This is a genomic window from Microbacterium sp. bgisy203 (assembly GCF_057706945.1).
Genome location: NZ_JBYIPF010000012.1, coordinates 22461 through 41282, shown reverse-complemented (window position 1 = coordinate 41282; position 18822 = coordinate 22461). Strand labels below are relative to the sequence as shown.

The window sequence follows — 18822 nt, the reverse complement described above, 5'->3', positions numbered from 1 at the left end:
CTCCCGCAGCTGCATACGCTCGTCCTCGGTCAGGCCGGCACGTTTGCCGTCCTCGACGTCGGCCTGCTTCAACCAGTTCGACAGCGAGCCTTCGGAGATACCGAAGTCTTTCGCGATCTGCGCCAACGGCGCTTGACCCTTCCGGGCCACGGCCACGACATCATCGCGGAACTCTCGGGGATAGGGCTTTGCCACAGAAACATCCTTCCAGCGAGGACGAATCCTCACAGTTCAGATGTCAACCAAACTCGGGGCAGACCCCACCGCTTATCCGGGGATCTACATGCACGCGGGACTATTGCACGACTTCCACTACCCAGTCTGCGGTTGCGACGCTTGCGACTCGAACTGGGAGGCCGAAGCCGATGAACTCGAGCAGCAAGTGTTCGCGACCGTCAGCGGCAACTACCGAGAGACGACCGAACGCGGACTTCGCCCCTGGGTCGATTACGCCTTCACCTATCCCGACGGCGCGAGCTCCGGGAAATCCCGCTCCCAAGATCTTCCTGCCCAGCGCCTCAAAGACGCCAAGCCCGTCCTCCGCGACCTTCCCGTCGGATGGAATCACTGGCCGCGCCCGGCCCCGCCTCTTGATCAACACGGCCTAGCTCGACGGTAGGCCGAGCCTGTCGAAGAACGCCCTGTTCCGCTCCGTGGCCGCGTTGACGAGGCCGTCGAAACTGATGACCTCGACACACGCCTTGTACGGCTCGACGTAGCCGAAGTACCCGAGCCCGTCATGCGTCTTGGTCAAGTTCGACAGCTTGCACATGCGCTCCATCGTTGGCGTCAGGTCGGCGATGACGTAGCAGAAGGCCGGCGGCTCCTGCGCGCTCGACGGAATCAGCCGCCCGGTTGCCGTCGCTACTTTGCCCTCGCGAACCCGCGCGACGTAGTCAAGGCACTGCGCGATGGGGTTCTTGTCCTCCGTCGTCGCGTCGTTGCGCATGGGGCGCTTGAGCTCGACGACGACGATCGACTGCAGCGGCAACTTCTGCCCCGCGGTCGCGAGCACGGGCGAGTCCGCCTCGAGCACGCGTGTCGCCAGTATGTCCGGTCGGTTCGTCGAGGCGTCGTCCGTGACGGGCATGCTCTTGAGAGTCTTGTCGGACGCGAGGTAGTGTGGAAGACGAGCCGCTCGTCCAGAATCCACAGGTTCGACGCATCGGCCCCGACATCGTTCGAGTCCTTGCGCATGGGGAAAAGCAGCTCGTGGACGCGGTCTTCGCGAGCATACTTGCCATCTCCGTCCGACTCGATGAGTTTTGCGAGGATGTCGAGGGTCGTGCGGCGCCGAGCAACGTGCCTTCGGGCGACCTTCTCTCGGAGCGCGACAGCGCTTCATCGAACCATGAAGGAGTAGTCGGAATGTCCACTGCCAAGGTCGCTCTCGTCTCGGGCGCAGGTCAGGGAATCGGTCGCGGAGTCGCGCTCCAGCTCGCGAAGGACGGCTTCGACGTCGCCGTCGCAGACCTCACGTTCCAGGAGGAGAAGGCGCGCGGCGTCGTCGCGGAGATCGAGGCGCTGGGCCGCCGTGCGATCTTCGTGGCTGCCGACGTGTCGAAGAAGGAAGACGTCGTCGCCGCTGTGGACGCAGCCGCCACGCAGCTCGGCGGGTTCGACGTCATCGTGAACAACGCGGGCATCGCGCAGGTCAAGCCGATCCTCGAAGTGACGGCGGAAGAGCTCGACAAGATCTTCTCCATCAACGTGAACAGCGTGGTCTTCGGCATCCAGGCCGCTGCCGACAAGTTCATCGAGCTCGGTGTGAAGGGCAAGATCATCTCCGCCGCCTCGATCGCGTCGATCAAGGGCTTCCCGATCCTCGGCGCGTACTCGGCGTCGAAGTTCGCCGTGCGCGGCCTCACGCAGGTCGCGGCGCAGGAGCTCGCCCCGAAGGGCATCACCGTCAACGCGTACGCTCCCGGCATCGTCGGCACGGGCATGTGGGACCTCATCGACGAGAAGCTGTCGGAGATCAACGGCAAGCCGCGGGGCCAGAACCTCAAGGAGAACGTCGAGAGCATCGCCCTCGGCCGCATCGAGACGCCCGAAGACGTCGCGAACGTCGTGTCGTTCCTCGCAAGCGAGAAGGCCGACTACGTGACCGGTCAGGTGCTGCTCGTGGACGGCGGAATGCTCTACAACTGATGCATCCGAAGGGGGCGCGGGGAGGACATGTCCTTCCCGCGCCCCCTTTTTTGCGAGGTCTTCGCGAGGACGCCGCGCCCGGCCGGTTCCTCATCAGGCCGCCGGCAGGTGCCGGCGCCAGCTGAGCGCGACGATCCCGACGCTGACCGCCGCCAGGACCGCGCCGGCGAGGAACATCGTCGTGTACGGGATCCACGCGCCGAGCGCGGCGAGGATCGCCGGGATGAAGAACCCGAGATACGTCAGTGAGTAGTACACCGCGGTGAGTCCGGCAAGATCGCGCGGACCGGCGATCCGCTGAATCTCGCGCAGTCCCCCGACGAGCAGCATGCCGTAGGCTGCGCCGAGTGCCGCGGCGGCCACGAACGCCCAGGCGAGCGAGTTGAGGCTCACCGCGACGGCGGCCAGGATCATGGCGGGAACGGTGACCGTCAGCGCGATCCCGATGCCGCGGGCCGACAGCGGGGTGTCGACCTTCGCGGCGAACCGCTGCACCGCGACACCGCAGCCGAGCGCGACGACGCACAGCAGACCCGACACACCGATCTGCAGTCCCGGCGCCTGCGACATCATGAGGCCCGGCAGGATCGCGTACGCGCTTGCGGCGGTGCCGAAGACCCACGGCGCCATCGGGGCGACGACGAGGAGGAACCGGCGGTGCATCGCGGTGGGGATGCGCAGGTCGGCGAGGAGCGGCCCAGAGGTGTCTCGGCGCGGCCGGCTCTCCGGCGCCGCCCACAGCAGCACGAGCGCGACGAGGGTGAGAGCGATGTGCAGGAGGTAGGGCGACGCGGTGGGGATCGGGCCGAACTGCCCGAGCGCCGCCGCGAATCCGGCGCCCAGCGCGAACCCGGACGTCAGTGCGAGTGCAGCGCGTGAGGCGCCACGGCCGTCGACGGCGCGGGTCGTGAACGGAGGCTCGGAGAGCTCTTTCACCCAGCTCGTGCCGACTGCCATCACGAGCCCCAGCGCGATACCCGACAGCACCCGCCCGGCGAACAGGAGCGGCATCGAGGAAGCCCCGACGGCGAGGAGCGTGCTGCCCGCAATCGCGATGATCGGGGCGGGGACGAACAGCGGTCGGCGGCCGTACCGGTCGGACAGCGGGCCGCCGAGAAGGAGCGCGGGCACGATGCCCAGGACATATGCCCCGAGCAGTACATTCACGCTGAAGGCGCTCATCTGGTCGATCTGGCGGTACATCACGAGCAGCGGTGTGAACTCGTTTCCACCCCACGCGACAGCGAACAGGGCAGCGCTCACGCGCATCCAGGGGACGATCGCGATCCGCTCTTCGGCGGCGGCTCCCTCGGAGGACATCTCACTCATGACAGCAGCTCCCGGTGGGTCTTCTTGATGTGACGGCCGAGTGCCACCTCGAACGCCGCGGTCTCGCCATCGCCGATGAGGCGGACGAGCAATCCGTGATCGTCGAGCACCTGCTCGGCTCGGTCGTCGCGTCGCCAGAGCGACCACGCGAGCATCCGCCTCTGCCGATCGCGCAGCGTCGCGAAGAACTCTGCGAGCAGGGCGTTCCCGCCGGCCGCGACGATCCGGGCGTGGAAGGCCGTGTCTGCCTCGGCGAGCCGCGCGAGGTCGGATGCCTCGTACGCGCGGCGTTGCGCGTCGAGGATGTCGGAGAGCTCGTCGACGACGTCCTGCACCCGTTCGGAGTCACGGACGAGCCGCCGCACGGCATCGGTCTCGATGAGGATTCGCGCCTCGACGACGTCGTCGAGCTCTCCCGGCGTCACATCGCGGATCAGCGCACCGCGCTTGGGGTACAGCCGCATCCACCCCTCGACTTGCAAGCGCAGGAACGCCTCGCGGACGGGGGTGCGGCTCATCCCGAGTTCGTCGGCGATCGTTCCTTCGCTGACCATCGTCCCGCCGGCGAGATCGCCGTCGAGGATCCGCTCCTTGACCTTCGCGTACGCGGCATCCGCGGCGGATGCCTCCGTCTCCTGATGCTCCATGACCCCGTCCCCGTGCTGATGAACAAGATAGATACTAGTTGCATCTCAGTCCGGTGCAAAGTGGCTCTTCGGACATTCGGTGGGGGTCATGGGGTGAGGCCGCCGGCGGCGAGGAGCATGCGGAGGCGGTAGTTGTGCCGGTTGCGATAGCCGCGGGCGAGGCGCCGGTGCAGCTCGATGATTCCGTTGATCGCCTCGGTGCCGCCGTTGTTCGCGCGCCCGGTCGCGAAATACGCGAGGAACGCTGACCGCCACCGGCGCAGGGTGCGACCGAGGCGGGCGATCTCCGGGATCGGGCAGGTGTGGAATGTCTCGGCGACTCGCTCCGCGATTCGGCGGCCCTCGGCGAGATCCTTCGCGTGGTAGGCGGATCGCAGTTGCTGCGCGGCATGACGCCATCCTCTCAACTCGAAAAGATGCGGCACCAAACCTGGGACGGTTCAAGCGGCGCTAGGCGAGTCTGATTGCTGCGTCGATCTATGGGGTGAGGGCAGTGGCCGACATCGCGGTCCGAACTATCGCGGTCCGAACTATCGCGGTCCGAACTATCGCGGTCCGAACCTACCGGAGTCCGAAAGTACCGCGGTCCGATGCGCGTATGCACATGCATACGCACACGCACACTCCTTCGACGCCGTAGCGAGCTTCCGGGCAGACGGTCGCAGACGTCGTCCCCCTGGCTCGTTTCCCCGCCCATCAAAAAATGAACGACCGCGGACTAGCTCGGATCAAGGCGACATCCCCTCAGCATCATGACGCGCTTGTGATGCACACTGAATATAGGAAGCTTAGAGATGACGCAACCGGGACAGACCACCACGACTTCGCACGAAGCGATCGATGCGTTCAAGAGAATCGTCGGCGACGAACATGTACTGACCTCTGAGCGTGCCACGATGTCATTCAGCAAAGGCTATCGATTCGGCGGAGGACCAGTCTTCGCCGTGGTGCGCCCCGGCACGCTGGTCGAGATGTGGCGGGCGCTGCAGGTATCCGTCGACAACAACCTCATCGTCATCCCGCAGGCATCGAACACGGGCCTGACTGGTGGATCCGGCCCCGGCTTCCAAGACTACGATCGCCCCATTGTGATCATCTCGACTCACCGCATCGATGAGGTGCACCTCATCAACGACGCGCGCGAGGCGATCTCGCTCGCGGGCACCCCGCTGACACACCTGACCGACGCGCTCGCCAAGCACCAGCGCGAGCCGCACTCGGTGATCGGGTCGACATCAATCGGCGCCTCGGTCATCGGCGGCATCGCGAACAACTCGGGCGGCAGCCAGATTCGCAAGGGTCCGGCATTCACGCGCGAAGCGATCTTCGCCCGCGTCAACGACGACGGCAAGGTCGAGCTGGTCAATCACCTGGGCATCTCGCTCGGAGACGACCCTGAGGTCGCACTCGACCGTCTACAGCGCGGCGAGTGGTCTCCCGAGGATGTCACCCCAGCTCCCGAAGACACGAACGAGACCGAGTACGCCGAGCACTTGCGCAAGATCGTGCCTTCGCCTGCTCGCTACAATGCGAACCCCGAGTACCTGTTCGAGGCATCCGGCCCGGCCGGCAAGCTGATGGTGTTCGCGGTGCGCACCCGCACCTTCCCTCGCGAAGTGCACCCGACCGTGTTTTACATCGGCACGAACAACACGCACGAGCTCGAAGAGATCCGTCGGTTGTTCCTCGAAGCCGACATGCCGCTGCCTATCTCTGGTGAGTACATGGGCCGCAGTGCCTTCGACTTGGCCGAGAAGTACGGCAAAGACACCTTCGTCTTCCTGAAGTTCATGAGTCCAGCGCTGCAGACGCGCATGTTCTCGTTCAAGACGTGGGCCAACGGCTTGTTCTCCAAGATTCCCGGCATTGGTCCGACCTTCGCCGACACGGTATCGCAAGCCATGTTCAGCGTGCTGCCCAACCAGCTGCCCAAGCGCATGATGGAGTACGGCAACCGTTTCGAGCATCACCTGCTGCTCACCGTCAGCGAGTCGCAGAAGGCCGCGAGCGAGAAGTTGCTCAAGGAGTTCTTCGCAGAGCCCGAGCACACTGGTGAGTTCTTCATCTGCACGTCTGATGAAGAAAAGAGCGCGTCGCTCAACCGGTTCGGCGCGGCCAGTGCCGCCACTCGCTACGCCGCGTTGAAGCGCCGGCACATCGCAGGGCTCATCCCCATCGATGTGGCCCTGCGTCGCGACGATTGGAACTGGCTCGAGGTGCTGCCGGAGGAGATCGACGACCAGCTTGAGGTCAAGGCGTATTACGGGCACTTCTTCTGCCATGTGATGCACCAGGACTATGTCGCCAAGCAGGGCGTGGATCCCGAGGCGCTGCACGACCGCATCCAGCACCTGCTGGAGGAGCGCGGCGCGAAGCTGCCCGCCGAGCACAACTACGGTCGCATCTACAAGCTGCCGGAGTCCATGGAAGAGCACTTCAAGGAGCTCGATCCGACGAATACGTTCAACGCCGGTATCGGCGGCACGTCGCCGCACAAGGACTGGGCCTAAGTCCCCAAGCTAGCGCGACGCCGTGAGAGCCTGAGCGATGTCTTATCCATCTCGGGTGGACCTAGGCCGTGTTGATCAAGAGGTTTCGCTCCCGGCTGGGTGAGTCTTAAGCGGTGACGCGACAGGAGATCTCTGACGAGGTGTGGGCCGTGATGGAGCCGTTGATGCCGACGGCGTCCGGGAGGTCGAGGCCGTGGGCGGATCATCGGTTGGCTGTCGAGGGTATGGCGTGGAAGTACCGCACCGGGGCTCCGTGGCGGGATGTGCCGGAGCGGTTCGGTAAGTGGAACTCGATCTACAAGCGGTTCAACCGTTGGGCCGTGGACGGCACCTGGGAGAAGCTGCTGGCCGAGGTGCAGAGGCAGGGCGACGCCGCGGGGAAGATCGACTGGGTCGTCTCGATCGACTCCACGATCGCTCGTGTGCATCAGCACGGCGCGACCCTGATGCCGCGGCGAAGGCGTCGTCGACGCCCTGCGTCCCCGCGCCCACCGCCTCGGACTCGTGACCGGACGTGCGGACGAACGTGCGCGTCGGGAAGAACCACTGCATGAGCCGGCCCCCGGCGTGGCCGAACGGAGCATCGAGAGACTGCCCCTCCCCCGTCGCGAACCCATCCAGAGAGACGGCGAGATCGTGGACGCGGAGCTTTGTCATGCTCCCATCATCGGGCACGGGCCAGGCGGGGTCAGACGGTGCCGTCGCCCGAGACGCGCGACTCGGTGTGCGTGACCCGCTCGCCGGAAGGGTCGACGGTGCGCGTGACCTGCTCGCTCGAGCGGCGGCGTACCAGGAACACGATGCCGAGGAGGAACACGACCGCGCCGGCGCCCATGAGGATGTAGCCGATCATGTCGAGGTCAACGAACTGGCTGGTGTCGACGTTGATCGCGTATACGAGGATCGCGCCGATGGCGATGAGGGCGATGCCGAGTCCGATGCTCATGGGAATGTTCCTTCAGTCGGGGGTCTGATCCGCTCATTGTGGTCTACATCGGAGCTTCGCGCGCGACCCTTGACGCGACGCACGTGCGGCCTGTAACGCCATCGCGGGTAACGTGGGAGGTGATGTCCGCTCTCACCCGCCCCGCCACCGGGCCGGGATGGCGGGCATGGCTCATCTGGGGTGTCGGCGTCGCGGCCTACATGCTGGCGGTGGTCAACCGCAGCTCCCTCTCCGCCGTCGGTATCGACACGGCCGAGCGCTTCGGCGCCGACGCGGCGACGCTGTCGATGTTCGCCGTCGTCCAGCTCGCCGTGTACGGCGGCATGCAGATCCCCGTCGGGCTCCTGCTCGACCGGTACGGCGCGCGCCCGATCATGGCGATCGGGATGGTGCTCATGGCGGTGGGGCAGCTGACGCTCGCGTTCTCCCCCAGCGTCGGGGTCGCGATCTTCGCACGGACCCTCCTCGGCGCGGGTGACGCCGCGATCTTCCCGGGGGTGCTGCGCCTCATTGCGACGTGGTTCCCGGCGCGGCGCGCACCGCTCATGAGCCAGCTCACCGGCCTCGTCGGCCAGTCGGGGCAACTCCTCGCGCTCGCGCCCCTCGCGGCGGTGCTGCATGCGACGAGCTGGGAGATCGTGTTCGGCGGCATCGCCGCGCTCTGCATCCTGTTCGCGGTGCTCGTGTTCGCCCTCGTCCGGAACCACCCGCCGACGGTCGCCGCCGACGTCAGCGTCGACACCGACACCGGGGCGGTGCAGATCGTGCGGTCCTCGATGGATAAGGGCGTCGGCATCCGCGCCGCCTGGGCCCACCCCGGCACGCGGCTCGCCTTCTGGTCGCACTTCGCGACCCCGTTCGCCGGCTCGGCGTTCGTGCTGCTGTGGGGCATGCCGTTCCTCACCGCCGGCGAGGGGCTCTCGCGCGGGCAGGCCGCGGCGGTGCTGTCGACGTGCGTCATCGCCGGCATGCTCATCGGCCCGGTGATGGGCGACCTGTCGCGCCGCATCCCGCATCGCCGGTCGCGGGCTCTCGTCCTCCCGGCGATCGCCGCGCAGATGACCGCCTGGATCGCCGTGATCGCCTGGAACGGGCCGGCTCCGCTCTGGCTGCTGTACGTGCTCGCCCTGGGACTTGCGATGGGCGGCCCGGCATCGATGATCGCGTTCGATCACGCCCGCACGCACAACCCCGCCCACCGCCTCAGCACCGCGACCGGGATCACGAACGTCGGCGGATTCCTCGCCGCCCTCGTCGCGATCTTCGCGATCGGACTCACGCTCGACCTGCAGGGTGCCGGCACGCCGGAGACCTACCGGCTGGATGCCTTCCGCCTCGCTTTCCTCACCCAGATCCCGCTCTGGGTGCTCGGGTGGATCTTCATCGTCGTCGAGCGCCGCAAGACGCGGGTGCTCCTCGGGATGGACCCGCCGCGAGAGCGCCGCCGCGGGGCCCTCAGGCGGGGGTGACGTCGACCCAGGTGCCGCCGAACTTCGGCTCGCGACCGTCGCCGGACGACGTACGGGTCAGGCGGCGCTTCACCCAGGGGCCGAGGTGCTCGCGGAAATATTCTCCGCGGGCGAGGCGCACCGACTCGGGAAGCTCGGGCAGCGACCACCAGCCGTTCGGCACCGTCTCGCCCAGGGCGTCGAGGACGCGTGCTGCGACGCGGTGATGGCCGCGCGCGTTCATGTGCAGCCGGTCCTCGGACCAGAACGAGGGGTCGGTGAGCGCGGCATCCGGCCAGTTGAGGGCCCGGATGACATCGGGGCGGTCGGCGATGCGTGCGACGACCGCCTCCGACATCAGGTCGCCGCGGCGCTGGATGACGCGGCTGAGGGGCAGCTGCGCGGAGGGGTTCGCGCCGGAGAGGAGCACGAGTTGCACGCCCTCCTCGTCGCAGCGGCGCAGCACCTGGCTGAACGCGTCGGCGATGTGCGAGATCGACGTGCGGGGGCGGAGCATGTCGTTGCCGCCGCCGTTGAAGCTCAGGTGCGTCGGCTTCAGCGCGATTGCCGGCTCGAGCTGCTCGGCGACGATCGGCCAGATCAGCTTGCCGCGGATCGCGAGGTTCGCGTATTCGATCGGCTCGCCGCGCGAGTCGGCCCACCCCTGCGCGACGAGATCGGCCCAGCCGCGGACGGTGCCGTCGGGGAGTTCGTCGCCGACGCCTTCGGTGAATGAGTCGCCGATGGCGACGAAACGCACGGATGCCACCCCTCGAGCCTACGACCCGTGGGCACCCGGGCCGGACCGAGAGCGGACGGAGAGTCGGCGGCGGGCGGTCAGCGGTCGTCGAGCGCCGCGCCCTTTCGGTCGGCGAGGCCCCACGTGGCGGCTGCGGCGACCACGAAGAACGCGGCGAACACCGTGAACAGCAGCGGCACGCCGCCGAGGTTCAGCAGGTACGGCACGCTGAGCGGGGCGATGATCGACGCGATCCGCCCGACCGCGGCGGCCCAGCCCGACCCGGTCGCGCGGACGGACGTCGGGTAGTTCTCCGGGGTGACGGCGTAGAGCGCGCCCCACGCGCCGAGGTTGAAGAACGACAGCGCCATCCCCGCCGTGATGATCGCGCCCTCGGTGCCGGCGGTTCCGAACCAGAGCGCCGAGACGGCCGAGCCGACGAGGAAGACCGACAGGGTCAGGCGCCTCCCCCACACTTCGATGAGCCATGCGGCGACGGCGTAGCCCGGGAGCTGGGCGAGCGTGATGATGAGCGTGAACCCGAACGACTTCACGAGGTCGTACCCCTGCGCGAACAGGAGAGAGGGAATCCAGATGAACGCGCCGTAGTAGGCGAAGTTGACGCAGAACCACACGAGCCACAGGCTCGCGGTGCGGACGCGGAACTCGACCGACCAGAGCTCCCTCATCCGCTGCCACGCCGTCGGCTGCGCCGGGGTGGTGGAGGATGCGGGGGCGGCCGCGGAGCGCGAGGTGGCAGCGGAGGGCGCGGTGGCTGCGGCGAGTGCCGACGCGGTGCCGGATGCCGCGGGCGCAGGCGACGCCGCAGGTGTCGGCGCCCCGCCCACGCGCCGCCGACGCGACCCGTCGAGCGACGGCGACTGCTCGAAACGCGTGACGACGGCATCCGCTTCGCCGTGGCGACCGCGATTCTCCAGCCAGCGCGCCGATTCCGGGAGTCCCCACCGCACGATCAGTGCGTAGAGCGCTGGGACGGCGCCGATCGCGAAGGCCCAGCGCCAGCCGTCGGCGACGCTCGGGATGACGAGGAAGCCGATGAGGGCCGCCGCGGTCCACCCGACGGCCCAGAACGCCTCGAGGATGACGATGAGCCGTCCGCGCATGCGTGCGGGGGCGAACTCGCTGACGTAGGTGCTCGCGACCGGGAGCTCTGCGCCGAGGCCGAGCCCGACGAGCAGGCGCAGCACGATGAGCGCGACGAGTCCCCCGACGAGGGCGCTCGCTCCCGTCGCGAGGCCGTAGATGAGCAGCGTGACCGCGAAGACCGAGCGCCGCCCGAACCGGTCGGCGAGAAGGCCGCCGAGGCTCGCGCCGACCGCCATGCCGACGAACCCGGCCGAGGCGATCCACGACGCCTGCTCGGGCTTCAGCGCCCACTCGGCCGTCAGCGCGGCGAGGATGAAGGACACCAGACCGACGTCCATCGCGTCGAGGGCCCACCCGATTCCCGACCCGGTGAGGACCTTCAGATGGGCGCGGGTGAACGGCAGGGCGTCGAGGCGGGCCGCGACCGAGGTGTCGGTGCGGGCGGGGGCATCGGTCATGCCTGCATGCTAGTGGGATGCCTGCCCTGCGGCGCTCAGCCGGCTGCGAGGATGTCGTGCACGATGGGGGCGACCTTCGTGCCGTACAGCTCGATCGAGTGCAGCATCTTGGCGTGCGGCAGCGTGCCGTTCGCGTACTTCAGATCGAACCGGTCGGCCCCGAGCGTCTTCACGGTCGCGGCGATCTTCCGCGCCACCGTCTCGGGCGCTCCGGCGTAGACGGCGCCCTCCGGACCGATGTCGTGCTGGAACTGCAGGCGGCTGTACGGCGGCCAGCCGCGCTCGGCGCCGATGGCGTTGCGGTTCGCCTCGAGCGCCGGGTAGAGCTCCTCCCAGGCCTGCTCGTCGGTGTCGGCGATGTGCCCCGGCGAGTGCACGCCGACGGGCAGAGGGTCGCGTCCGAACGAGTCGAGCGAGCGGTGGTAGAGGTCGACGTAGGGGCGGAACCGCTCGGCGGACCCGCCGATGATCGCGAGCATGAGGCCGTATCCGTAGCGGGCGGTGCGGACGACCGACTCCGGCGAGCCCCCGACGCCCACCCAGGCGGTGATGCCGTTCTCGGTCTTGGGGTAGACGTCGGCGTCGGTAAGCGACGCGCGGGTCGTTCCCTCCCAGGTGACCGGCTTCTCGGCGAGGAGCTGCGAGAAAAGGTCGAGCTTCTCCTCGAAGAGCACCTCGTAGTCGCCGAGGTCGTACCCGAACAGCGGGAACGACTCGATGAAGGACCCGCGGCCGAGGATGACCTCGGCGCGCCCGTTCGAGAGGCCGTCGAGCGTCGCGAACCGCTCGTAGACGCGCACCGGGTCGTCGCTGGAGAGCACCGTCACGGCCGTGCCGAGATGGATCTTCTCCGTGCGGCCGGCGGCGGCGGCGAGGACGAGCTCGGGGCTCGAGACGGCGAACTCGTGCCGGTGATGCTCCCCCACTCCGAAGAACGCGAGGCCCACCTCGTCGGCGCGCACCGCCTCGTCGACGACGTTCCGCAACGTCTGCGCGTCGCTCAGGCGCGTGCCGTCGTCACCGACCGTGACGTCGCCGAAGGTGTCCAGGCCCAGTTTCACTTCATGCATGTGAATAGGAACCGGCGCGCGGTGCCCGGCATTCCCGGAAGCCGCACGCCGGTCTCCTTCAGCGATCGGACGGCGCCGACCTCAGCGGTCGAGCGCCATCCGGAGGGTGTCGAGACCGACGCCGCCCAGGCGCAGCGCCTTCATGTGGAACGCCTTGATGTCGAAGTCATCGCCTTCGCGCAGGGCGGCGTCGTCGCGGATCTGCTCCCAGATGCGCTGACCGACCTTGTACGACGGGGCCTGTCCCGGCCAGCCGAGGTAGCGGTTCACCTCGAATTGGATGAACTCGTCGGACATGTTGACGTTCCGGCGCATGAACTCCAGCGCGTAGTCGGCATCCCACACGCCCTGACCGTCGGGACGCTCTTTGCCGAGGTGCACGCCGATGTCGAGGACGACGCGCGCCGCGCGCATTCGCTGGCCGTCGAGCATGCCGAGACGGTCCGCGGGGTCGTCGAGGTAGCCGAGCTGCTCCATGAGGCGCTCGGCGTACAGCGCCCACCCCTCCGCGTGGCCGCTGGAACCTGCGAGCAGGCGCCGCCATGAGTTGAGCTCCGCGCGGTTGTAGACCGCCTGCGCGATCTGCAGGTGGTGGCCCGGGACACCCTCGTGGTACACGGTGGTGAGCTCGCGCCAGGTGTCGAACGAGTCCACGCCCTCGGGCACCGACCACCACATGCGTCCGGGCCGTGAGAAGTCATCCGTCGGACCGGTGTAGTAGATGCCGCCCTCGTTGGTCGGCGCGATCATGCACTCGAGCTTGCGGATGGGCTCCGGGATGTCGAAGTGGGTCTTGCCGAGTTCTGCGACGGCGCGGTCGCTCGTCTCCTGCATCCAGCTCTGGAGCGCCTCGGTGCCGTGGAGCTTACGGTTCTCGTCCTGCTCGAGGAACGCGACGGCCTCTTCGACGCTCGCGCCGGGAAGGATCTCGTTCGCGATCGCCTCCTGCTCGGCGACCATGCGGGCGAGCTCCTCGAGACCCCATTCGTAGGACTCGTCGAGGTCGATCTCGGCGCCGAGGAAGCGGCGCGAGTGCAGCGCGTAGAGCTCGCGTCCGACGGCATCCTGCTCGGATGCCGCGGGGTCGAGTTCGTCGCGGAGGAACGCGGCGAGCTCGTCGTACGCGACGCGGGCGGCGCCGGCATGCTCGGAGACGGCGCGGGCGAGGGATGCCGGAAGATGGCCCTCGGCAGGGCCGGCGTCGTGGGCGAAGGAGGCGAAGAAACCCGAGTCGGCGGTGTAGCGGGCGATCTGGGTGATGACCTCGCGGACCTGGCGGCGGGCGGGCACGACGCCGCGTTCGATGCCCAGACGAAGCGTCTGCACGTAGCCGTTCAGCGCGGCGGGGATCGCTCCCAGGCGGTCGGAGATGACGGTCCAGTCCTCCACCGTGTCGGTCGGCATGAGGTCGAAGACGCTCCGCAGCTCCTGCGCGGGCGAGGCGATGACGTTGAGGTCGCGCAGGTGCGCCCCCGCCTCGTAGAGCTCGATGAACAGGCGCAGGTCGCCGGAGAGGTCGGCCTGCGTGACGATGTCGACGTCGTCGACGGGCTCCGCCGTGTCGAGGGCGGCGAGCGTCGCCTTCGCGGCCTCGTAGCGCTCGGCGTGACCGGCGGGTGAGAGGTCGTCGAGGCGGGCGTTGTGCTCGAAGCGTCCGATGTAGGTGGCCGCCGTCGGGGAGAGTTCGGCGATCCGGTCGACCCACGCGTCCGCGATCTGATCGATCGGGGTCGTGGTGCGTAGTGCGTCAGTCATCCCTCGAGCCTAATCCCCTCGGGCTCGGTCTCACCGGCGACGACATCGAGTCCCGTGCGCGCCGGCGGTGCAGCGTCCGTGGGCGCGCGCTCAGTGCCCGGCGACGTCCCAGTTCGCTCCGCGACCGATCTGCACATCGAGCGGTACCGTGAGGTCGGCCGCGTCGCCCATCCGTTCCCGGACGATCTGCTCCACGGCATCCCACTCCCCCGGGGCGACCTCGACGACGAGTTCGTCGTGGATCTGAAGGAGCACCCGCGAGCGCAGTTCATCGCGGACGAGCTGGTCGTGGATGTGGAAGAGCGCGATCTTCATGATGTCGGCAGCGCTCCCCTGGATCGGGGCGTTGAGCGCGGCGCGTTCCGCGTTCTCACGGAGGACCCGGTTCGGGCTCGTGAGATCGGGGAACGGGCGACGGCGGCCGAAGATCGTCTCGGTGTAGCCGTCGACGCGGGCCTGCGCGACGGACTCGCGAAGGTAGTCACGCACGGCTCCGAAGCGGGCGAAGTACTCGGTCATGAGCTGCTTCGCCTCGGACTGGTCGATGCGCAGCTGCTTGGAGAGCCCGAAGGCGCTGAGCCCGTAGACGAGGCCGTACGACATCGCCTTGACCTTCGTGCGCATCGCCGGTGTCACGTCGGCGGGTTCGACGCCGAACACGCGTGCGCCGACGAACCGGTGCAGGTCCTCGCCCGTGTTGAACGCCTCGATCAGCCCCTCGTCGCCGGAGAGGTGCGCCATGATCCGCATCTCGATCTGCGAGTAGTCGGCGGTCAGCAGCGTCTCGTACCCTTCGCCGACCTCGAACGCCGCGCGGATGCGGTGCGACTCCTCGTTACGGATCGGGATGTTCTGCAGGTTCGGGTCGGTGCTCGACAGACGCCCGGTCTGGCTGCCGGTCTGGAGGTAGGTGGTGTGCGTGCGCCCCTCGGCGCCGATCGATGCGTCGAGGCTCTCGATGATCTGGCGGAGCTTCGTCGCTTCGCGGTGCTGCAGCAGCAGGTCGAGGAAGGGATGGGGATTCGACTCCTGCAGGTCGGCGAGGACCGCGGCATCCGTCGAGTACCCCGTCTTCGTCTTCCGCGTCTTTGGCAGCTCGAGCTGCTCGAAGAGCACCTCCTGCAGCTGCTTGGGCGACCCGAGGTTCACCTCGCGGCCGATCTCGGCGTACGCGCGCTGGGCGACGTCGTCGGCGCGGGCGCCGAGCTCCGCGGAGAACGCGGCGAGCTTGTCGTGCGAGATCGCGACGCCGGCGAGTTCCATGTCGGCGAGCGTGTCGAGCGTCGGCAGCTCGATGTCGGACAGGACGGATGCCACGGACCCCGGCATCTCCTCACGGATCTCGTCGGTCACCCGCAGCGCGTACCAGCTGAGCTGCCCGGGAGTGGCTCCCTCGGTCTCGGGAACGAGCTGGGTGGGGTCGGCCTCCGGGAGCTTCTCGTCGAGGTACCGCTCGACGAGGTTGCCGAGCGTCTTGTCGGGGAAGCTCGGGCGCAGGAGCCATCCGGCGAGGATCGGGTCGAAGGAGAGACCGCTGAGGCGGATGCCGGCGCGGCGCAGCGCCTTCACCTGCGGCTTCGCGTCGGTCAGCACCTTCGGGGCGTCGCTCTCGAGCCACGGGCGCAGGGCCTCGGCCACTGCTTCCGACCAGGTCGCCTCGACGGCGGCATCCGCGGTAGCCACGCCGACGCGCGCGGGCGACCCACCCTCGACGGTCAGCGTGAGGGCGAGCTCCTCGTCACCGGTCGCGGTTCTCTCCGCGATCCACGCGGCCAGGGCGTCGGCGTCGAGCTCTGCGGCGACGGGCGCCGTGACGGAGGGCTCGGCGTGGCCGGGATCGTCGCCGTCGCCCATCGCCTCGAAGACGCGCGGCAGGAGGGTGCGGAACTCGAGGCGCGCGAAGATGTCGCGGACGGCCTGCGCGTCGATCGGCTGCACGGCGAGGTCGGTCGGTGCCGCATCGAGTTCGACGTCGCGGACGAGCGCATTGAGGGAGCGGTTGCGGCGCACGTCGTCGAGGTGCTCGCGCAGGTTACCGCCGACGACACCCGTGATCTTGTCGGCGTTCTCGAGCAGGGCATCCAGCGTCCCCCACTGGGTGAGCCACTTGACGGCGGTCTTCTCCCCCACCTTCGGCACACCGGGCAGGTTGTCGCTCGTCTCCCCGACGAGCGCGGCGATGTCGGGGTAGTTCGCGGGGGGCAGCCCGTACTTCTCCACGACGGCATCCGGAGTGTAGCGCTTGAGCTGCGACACGCCCTGCACACTCGGGTACAGCAGGGTCACATCGTCGGTGACGAGCTGGATCGTGTCGCGATCGCCCGAGCAGACGAGAACGTCGAACCCTTCGGCGGCGCCTTGCGTCGCGAGTGTCGCGAGGATGTCGTCGGCCTCCACGCCCTCCTTCGTCAGGACCGGCACGTTCATCGCGGCCAGCGCCTCCTGCAGGAGGGGGATCTGTCCTTTGAACTCGGCCGGCGACTCGGACCGGTTCGCCTTGTACTCGGGGTACTGATCGGTGCGGAACGAGTGGCGCGAGGTGTCGAACGCGACCGCGAGATGCGTGGGCTGCTCGGCCTTCACGAGGTTCACGAACATCGACAGGAACCCGTAGATGCCGTTCGTGTGCTGCCCGTCCTTCGTCGAGAAGTTGTCGACCGGCAGGGCGTAGAACGCACGGTAGGCGAGCGAATGGCCGTCGACGACGAGAAGGGTAGGCTTTGCGGGGTCCGTCACCCCTCCAGCGTAGTCAGCGGGTCGGACACTCCTGCCGGTCGACCTCGAAGGTGAACGATGACGTCTGATTCTGCGACCCCCGGTGCCTCGGCCCCTGGTCCCGACGGCCTGGAATGGGCGCTCGAGCGCGGCATGGGCGCTCTCGCCGAGAAGATGGGGATGGAGTTCACCGAGTTCTCGGTCGAGCGCTCCGTCGCCACCATGCCGGTGGAGGGGAACACGCAGCCCGTCGGTCTCATGCACGGCGGGGCATACGTCGTCCTCGGTGAGTCGCTCGGCTCCATGGCGGCGAACCTCTACGCGGGCCCCGACCGCCTCGCGGTCGGCGTCGACATCAACGCGACGCACACGCGTTCGGCGACGTCCGGCGTCGTGACGGGCGTGTGCACGCCCGTGCATTTCGGGCGTTCACTAACCGTGCACGAGATCGTCGTGAGCGACGATCAGGGGCGGCGCTGCTCGACGATCCGCATCACCAACATGATCAAGGATCGCTGACCCCCGCCCGACGCTCGTCCCCTCCACCGCACCGGCCCGCGCCGGCACCCTCCGGTGCCGCCGCCCCCGAGACCGCGTGTTCTCGACGAGACCCGGCCGCCGAACCCCGGGTCTCGTCGAGAACACCGGGTCTCGCGGGATTCAGGCGCACGGGAGCAGGCGCGCGGTACCTAGACGTGCGACCGCCAAGCGCGCGAGCGTCAGGCGCTGGAGCGTCAGGCGCGGGAACGTCAGGCGCGCGCGCGACCCAGCGAAGAGGGAGTCAGGCCTTCTTGGGCGAGAGCTGCTCGATGATCGCCTTCGCGACGTCCTGCATCGTGAGGCGGCGGTCCATCGACGCCTTCTGGATCCAGCGGAACGCCTCGGGCTCAGACAGCCCCATCTTCTCGTTGAGCAGGCCCTTCGCGCGGTCGACGAGCTTGCGGGTCTCGAAGCGCTCGACCATGTCGGCGACCTCGGCCTCGAGCGTGATGATCTGCTCGTAACGCGCCAGCGCGATCTCGATCGCCGGCAGCAGGTCGTTCGGCGTGAACGGCTTCACGACGTACGCGAGCGCACCGGCCTCGCTCGCGCGCTCGACGAGCTCCTTCTGGCTGAACGCGGTCAGCAGCACGACGGGAGCGACGTGATTCTTGCTGAGCTTCTCGGCCGCGGAGATGCCGTCGAGGACGGGCATCTTCACGTCCATGATGACGAGGTCGGGGCGGAGCTCGGTCGCGAGCTGCACGGCGGTCTCACCGTCTCCCGCCTCACCGACGACGTCGAAGCCGTTGTCGCGGAGGATCTCCACGATGTCGAGGCGGATCAGCGACTCGTCCTCGGCGACGACGACGCGTCGCGGGGCGGTGGACGCCGTGGGGCCGGTGGGGGTGCTCAGTTCCTGCTCAGTCACCTGTCCATCCTAGAGCCAGGACGGGCCCGCGCCTGCGGTATCGTCGATTGCACGTGCGCCGGTGTGGCGGAATGGCAGACGCGACCGACTCAAACTCGGTTGTCTTCGGACGTGTGGGTTCGACTCCCACCACCGGCACGACACGCTCTCAGGTCGATGCGAGAGAACCCTGCAGCGCCATGAGGAGAGCACCGACCGACACGGCCGTGACGACGAACATCACGAAGGCGGCCACGGTGACGCGCGTGAAGACCCGCCGTCGTCGGTGCGCGCCGTCACCGGTGCCGCTCAGCCCGGTCGCCCCGATACCCAGGACGACGAGGACGCACACCACTCCAATGGGAACCGCCGGAGGAAACGCCCACATCACCACCTGCGGGAAGGTCAGCGAGATGAGAAATCCCGCTGAGTTCTCCGTAGCGGCGAGCACGGGGCCGACGATCGCGAGGAGCAGGAAGACCGCGTTCGCGATCGCCAGCACCCGCACCCAGGTCGCGATGGGTGCGGGTGCCGCCACGTTCGCGGGCGCCGTCACC

The 18822-nt window shown here is 68.3% G+C and carries 18 protein-coding genes, 1 tRNA gene and 1 pseudogene; 7 read left to right on the top strand and 13 right to left on the bottom strand.

What is annotated here, in order from left to right; genetic code table 11:
• Positions 1–195, bottom strand: a 195-nt coding sequence (locus tag AC3ENQ_RS13650; RefSeq protein ID WP_431805289.1) for a transposase, incomplete at its 3' end; no start/stop codon positions are given.
• A 40-nt stretch (positions 196–235) separates the two neighbouring features.
• On the opposite strand from AC3ENQ_RS13650, the gene AC3ENQ_RS13645 reads away from it, so the two are divergent.
• On the top strand, positions 236–619 hold the full coding sequence (locus AC3ENQ_RS13645; protein ID WP_431805288.1) for a DUF6226 family protein: 384 nt from the start codon (positions 236–238) through the stop codon (positions 617–619).
• On the opposite strand, the gene AC3ENQ_RS13640 is transcribed toward AC3ENQ_RS13645, so the two are convergent.
• The gene (locus AC3ENQ_RS13640) at positions 605–1090 is read right to left on the bottom strand and encodes a hypothetical protein (protein ID WP_431805287.1); all 486 of its coding nucleotides are present in this window, start codon (positions 1088–1090) and stop codon (positions 605–607) included. The genes AC3ENQ_RS13645 and AC3ENQ_RS13640 overlap by 15 nt on opposite strands.
• A gap of 278 nt (positions 1091–1368) precedes the next feature.
• Here AC3ENQ_RS13640 and AC3ENQ_RS13635 point away from each other — a divergent pair, with 278 nt between their 5' ends.
• Positions 1369–2151, top strand: a complete 783-nt coding sequence (locus AC3ENQ_RS13635; protein WP_431805286.1) for an acetoin reductase — start codon at positions 1369–1371, stop codon at positions 2149–2151.
• Between the two features lie 93 nt (positions 2152–2244).
• Here the strand turns inward: AC3ENQ_RS13635 and AC3ENQ_RS13630 are convergent, their stop codons facing one another.
• From AC3ENQ_RS13630 to AC3ENQ_RS13620, 3 genes and pseudogenes are all read right to left on the bottom strand, one after another.
• Positions 2245–3480 (bottom strand): MFS transporter, encoded by a 1236-nt coding sequence (locus AC3ENQ_RS13630; protein WP_431805285.1) that lies wholly within the window; start codon positions 3478–3480, stop codon positions 2245–2247.
• Complete coding sequence (locus AC3ENQ_RS13625; protein WP_431805284.1) at positions 3477–4127, bottom strand: GntR family transcriptional regulator; 651 nt, start codon at positions 4125–4127, stop codon at positions 3477–3479. Before AC3ENQ_RS13625 ends, AC3ENQ_RS13630 begins: the two co-directional genes overlap by 4 nt.
• 86 nt (positions 4128–4213) lie before the next feature.
• Positions 4214–4513 (bottom strand): annotated as a pseudogene (locus tag AC3ENQ_RS13620) (ISL3 family transposase); the annotation flags it as partial.
• A 408-nt stretch (positions 4514–4921) separates the two neighbouring features.
• On the opposite strand from AC3ENQ_RS13620, the gene dld reads away from it, so the two are divergent.
• Positions 4922–6637: a D-lactate dehydrogenase gene (dld, locus tag AC3ENQ_RS13615; protein ID WP_431805283.1), complete on the top strand. Its 1716-nt coding sequence runs from the start codon at positions 4922–4924 to the stop codon at positions 6635–6637.
• A gap of 113 nt (positions 6638–6750) precedes the next feature.
• The gene (locus AC3ENQ_RS13610; RefSeq protein WP_431805282.1) at positions 6751–7191 is read left to right on the top strand and encodes an IS5 family transposase; all 441 of its coding nucleotides are present in this window, start codon (positions 6751–6753) and stop codon (positions 7189–7191) included.
• Positions 7192–7325: 134 nt separating this feature from the next.
• Here the strand turns inward: AC3ENQ_RS13610 and AC3ENQ_RS13605 are convergent, their stop codons facing one another.
• Positions 7326–7583, bottom strand: coding sequence for a DUF6458 family protein (locus tag AC3ENQ_RS13605; protein WP_431805281.1), 258 nt, complete (start codon positions 7581–7583; stop codon positions 7326–7328).
• A gap of 122 nt (positions 7584–7705) precedes the next feature.
• Here AC3ENQ_RS13605 and AC3ENQ_RS13600 point away from each other — a divergent pair, with 122 nt between their 5' ends.
• Positions 7706–9052 carry an MFS transporter gene (locus AC3ENQ_RS13600; RefSeq protein ID WP_431805280.1) on the top strand — a complete coding sequence of 449 codons (1347 nt, stop codon included), beginning with the start codon at positions 7706–7708 and terminating at the stop codon, positions 9050–9052.
• On the opposite strand, the gene AC3ENQ_RS13595 is transcribed toward AC3ENQ_RS13600, so the two are convergent.
• The 5 genes from AC3ENQ_RS13595 to polA form a co-directional block, all read right to left on the bottom strand.
• Positions 9039–9800 (bottom strand): SGNH/GDSL hydrolase family protein, encoded by a 762-nt coding sequence (locus tag AC3ENQ_RS13595; protein ID WP_431805279.1) that lies wholly within the window; start codon positions 9798–9800, stop codon positions 9039–9041. The two genes, AC3ENQ_RS13600 and AC3ENQ_RS13595, sit on opposite strands and share 14 nt — an antisense overlap.
• A gap of 68 nt (positions 9801–9868) precedes the next feature.
• The gene (locus AC3ENQ_RS13590) at positions 9869–11335 is read right to left on the bottom strand and encodes an MFS transporter (RefSeq protein WP_431805278.1); all 1467 of its coding nucleotides are present in this window, start codon (positions 11333–11335) and stop codon (positions 9869–9871) included.
• Positions 11336–11370: 35 nt separating this feature from the next.
• The gene (locus AC3ENQ_RS13585; protein WP_431805277.1) at positions 11371–12405 is read right to left on the bottom strand and encodes an LLM class flavin-dependent oxidoreductase; all 1035 of its coding nucleotides are present in this window, start codon (positions 12403–12405) and stop codon (positions 11371–11373) included.
• Positions 12406–12486: 81 nt separating this feature from the next.
• Entirely contained in the window at positions 12487–14160 is a 1674-nt protein-coding gene (locus tag AC3ENQ_RS13580; RefSeq protein WP_431805276.1) for a DUF885 domain-containing protein, read from the bottom strand.
• Between the two features lie 90 nt (positions 14161–14250).
• Positions 14251–16896, bottom strand: coding sequence for a DNA polymerase I (gene polA, locus AC3ENQ_RS13575; protein ID WP_431805275.1), 2646 nt, complete (start codon positions 16894–16896; stop codon positions 14251–14253).
• Positions 16897–16953: 57 nt separating this feature from the next.
• Between polA and AC3ENQ_RS13570 the strand changes: the two genes are divergently transcribed.
• Positions 16954–17394, top strand: coding sequence for a hotdog fold thioesterase (locus AC3ENQ_RS13570; RefSeq protein ID WP_431805274.1), 441 nt, complete (start codon positions 16954–16956; stop codon positions 17392–17394).
• 262 nt (positions 17395–17656) lie between these two features.
• Here the strand turns inward: AC3ENQ_RS13570 and AC3ENQ_RS13565 are convergent, their stop codons facing one another.
• Positions 17657–18286, bottom strand: a complete 630-nt coding sequence (locus tag AC3ENQ_RS13565) for an ANTAR domain-containing response regulator (protein ID WP_431805273.1) — start codon at positions 18284–18286, stop codon at positions 17657–17659.
• Between the two features lie 57 nt (positions 18287–18343).
• Here AC3ENQ_RS13565 and AC3ENQ_RS13560 point away from each other — a divergent pair.
• Positions 18344–18424 (top strand) — tRNA-Leu (locus AC3ENQ_RS13560).
• Between the two features lie 10 nt (positions 18425–18434).
• Here the strand turns inward: AC3ENQ_RS13560 and AC3ENQ_RS13555 are convergent.
• On the bottom strand, positions 18435–18821 hold the full coding sequence (locus AC3ENQ_RS13555) for a hypothetical protein (RefSeq protein WP_431805272.1): 387 nt from the start codon (positions 18819–18821) through the stop codon (positions 18435–18437).
• Position 18822: the final 1 nt, after the last annotated feature.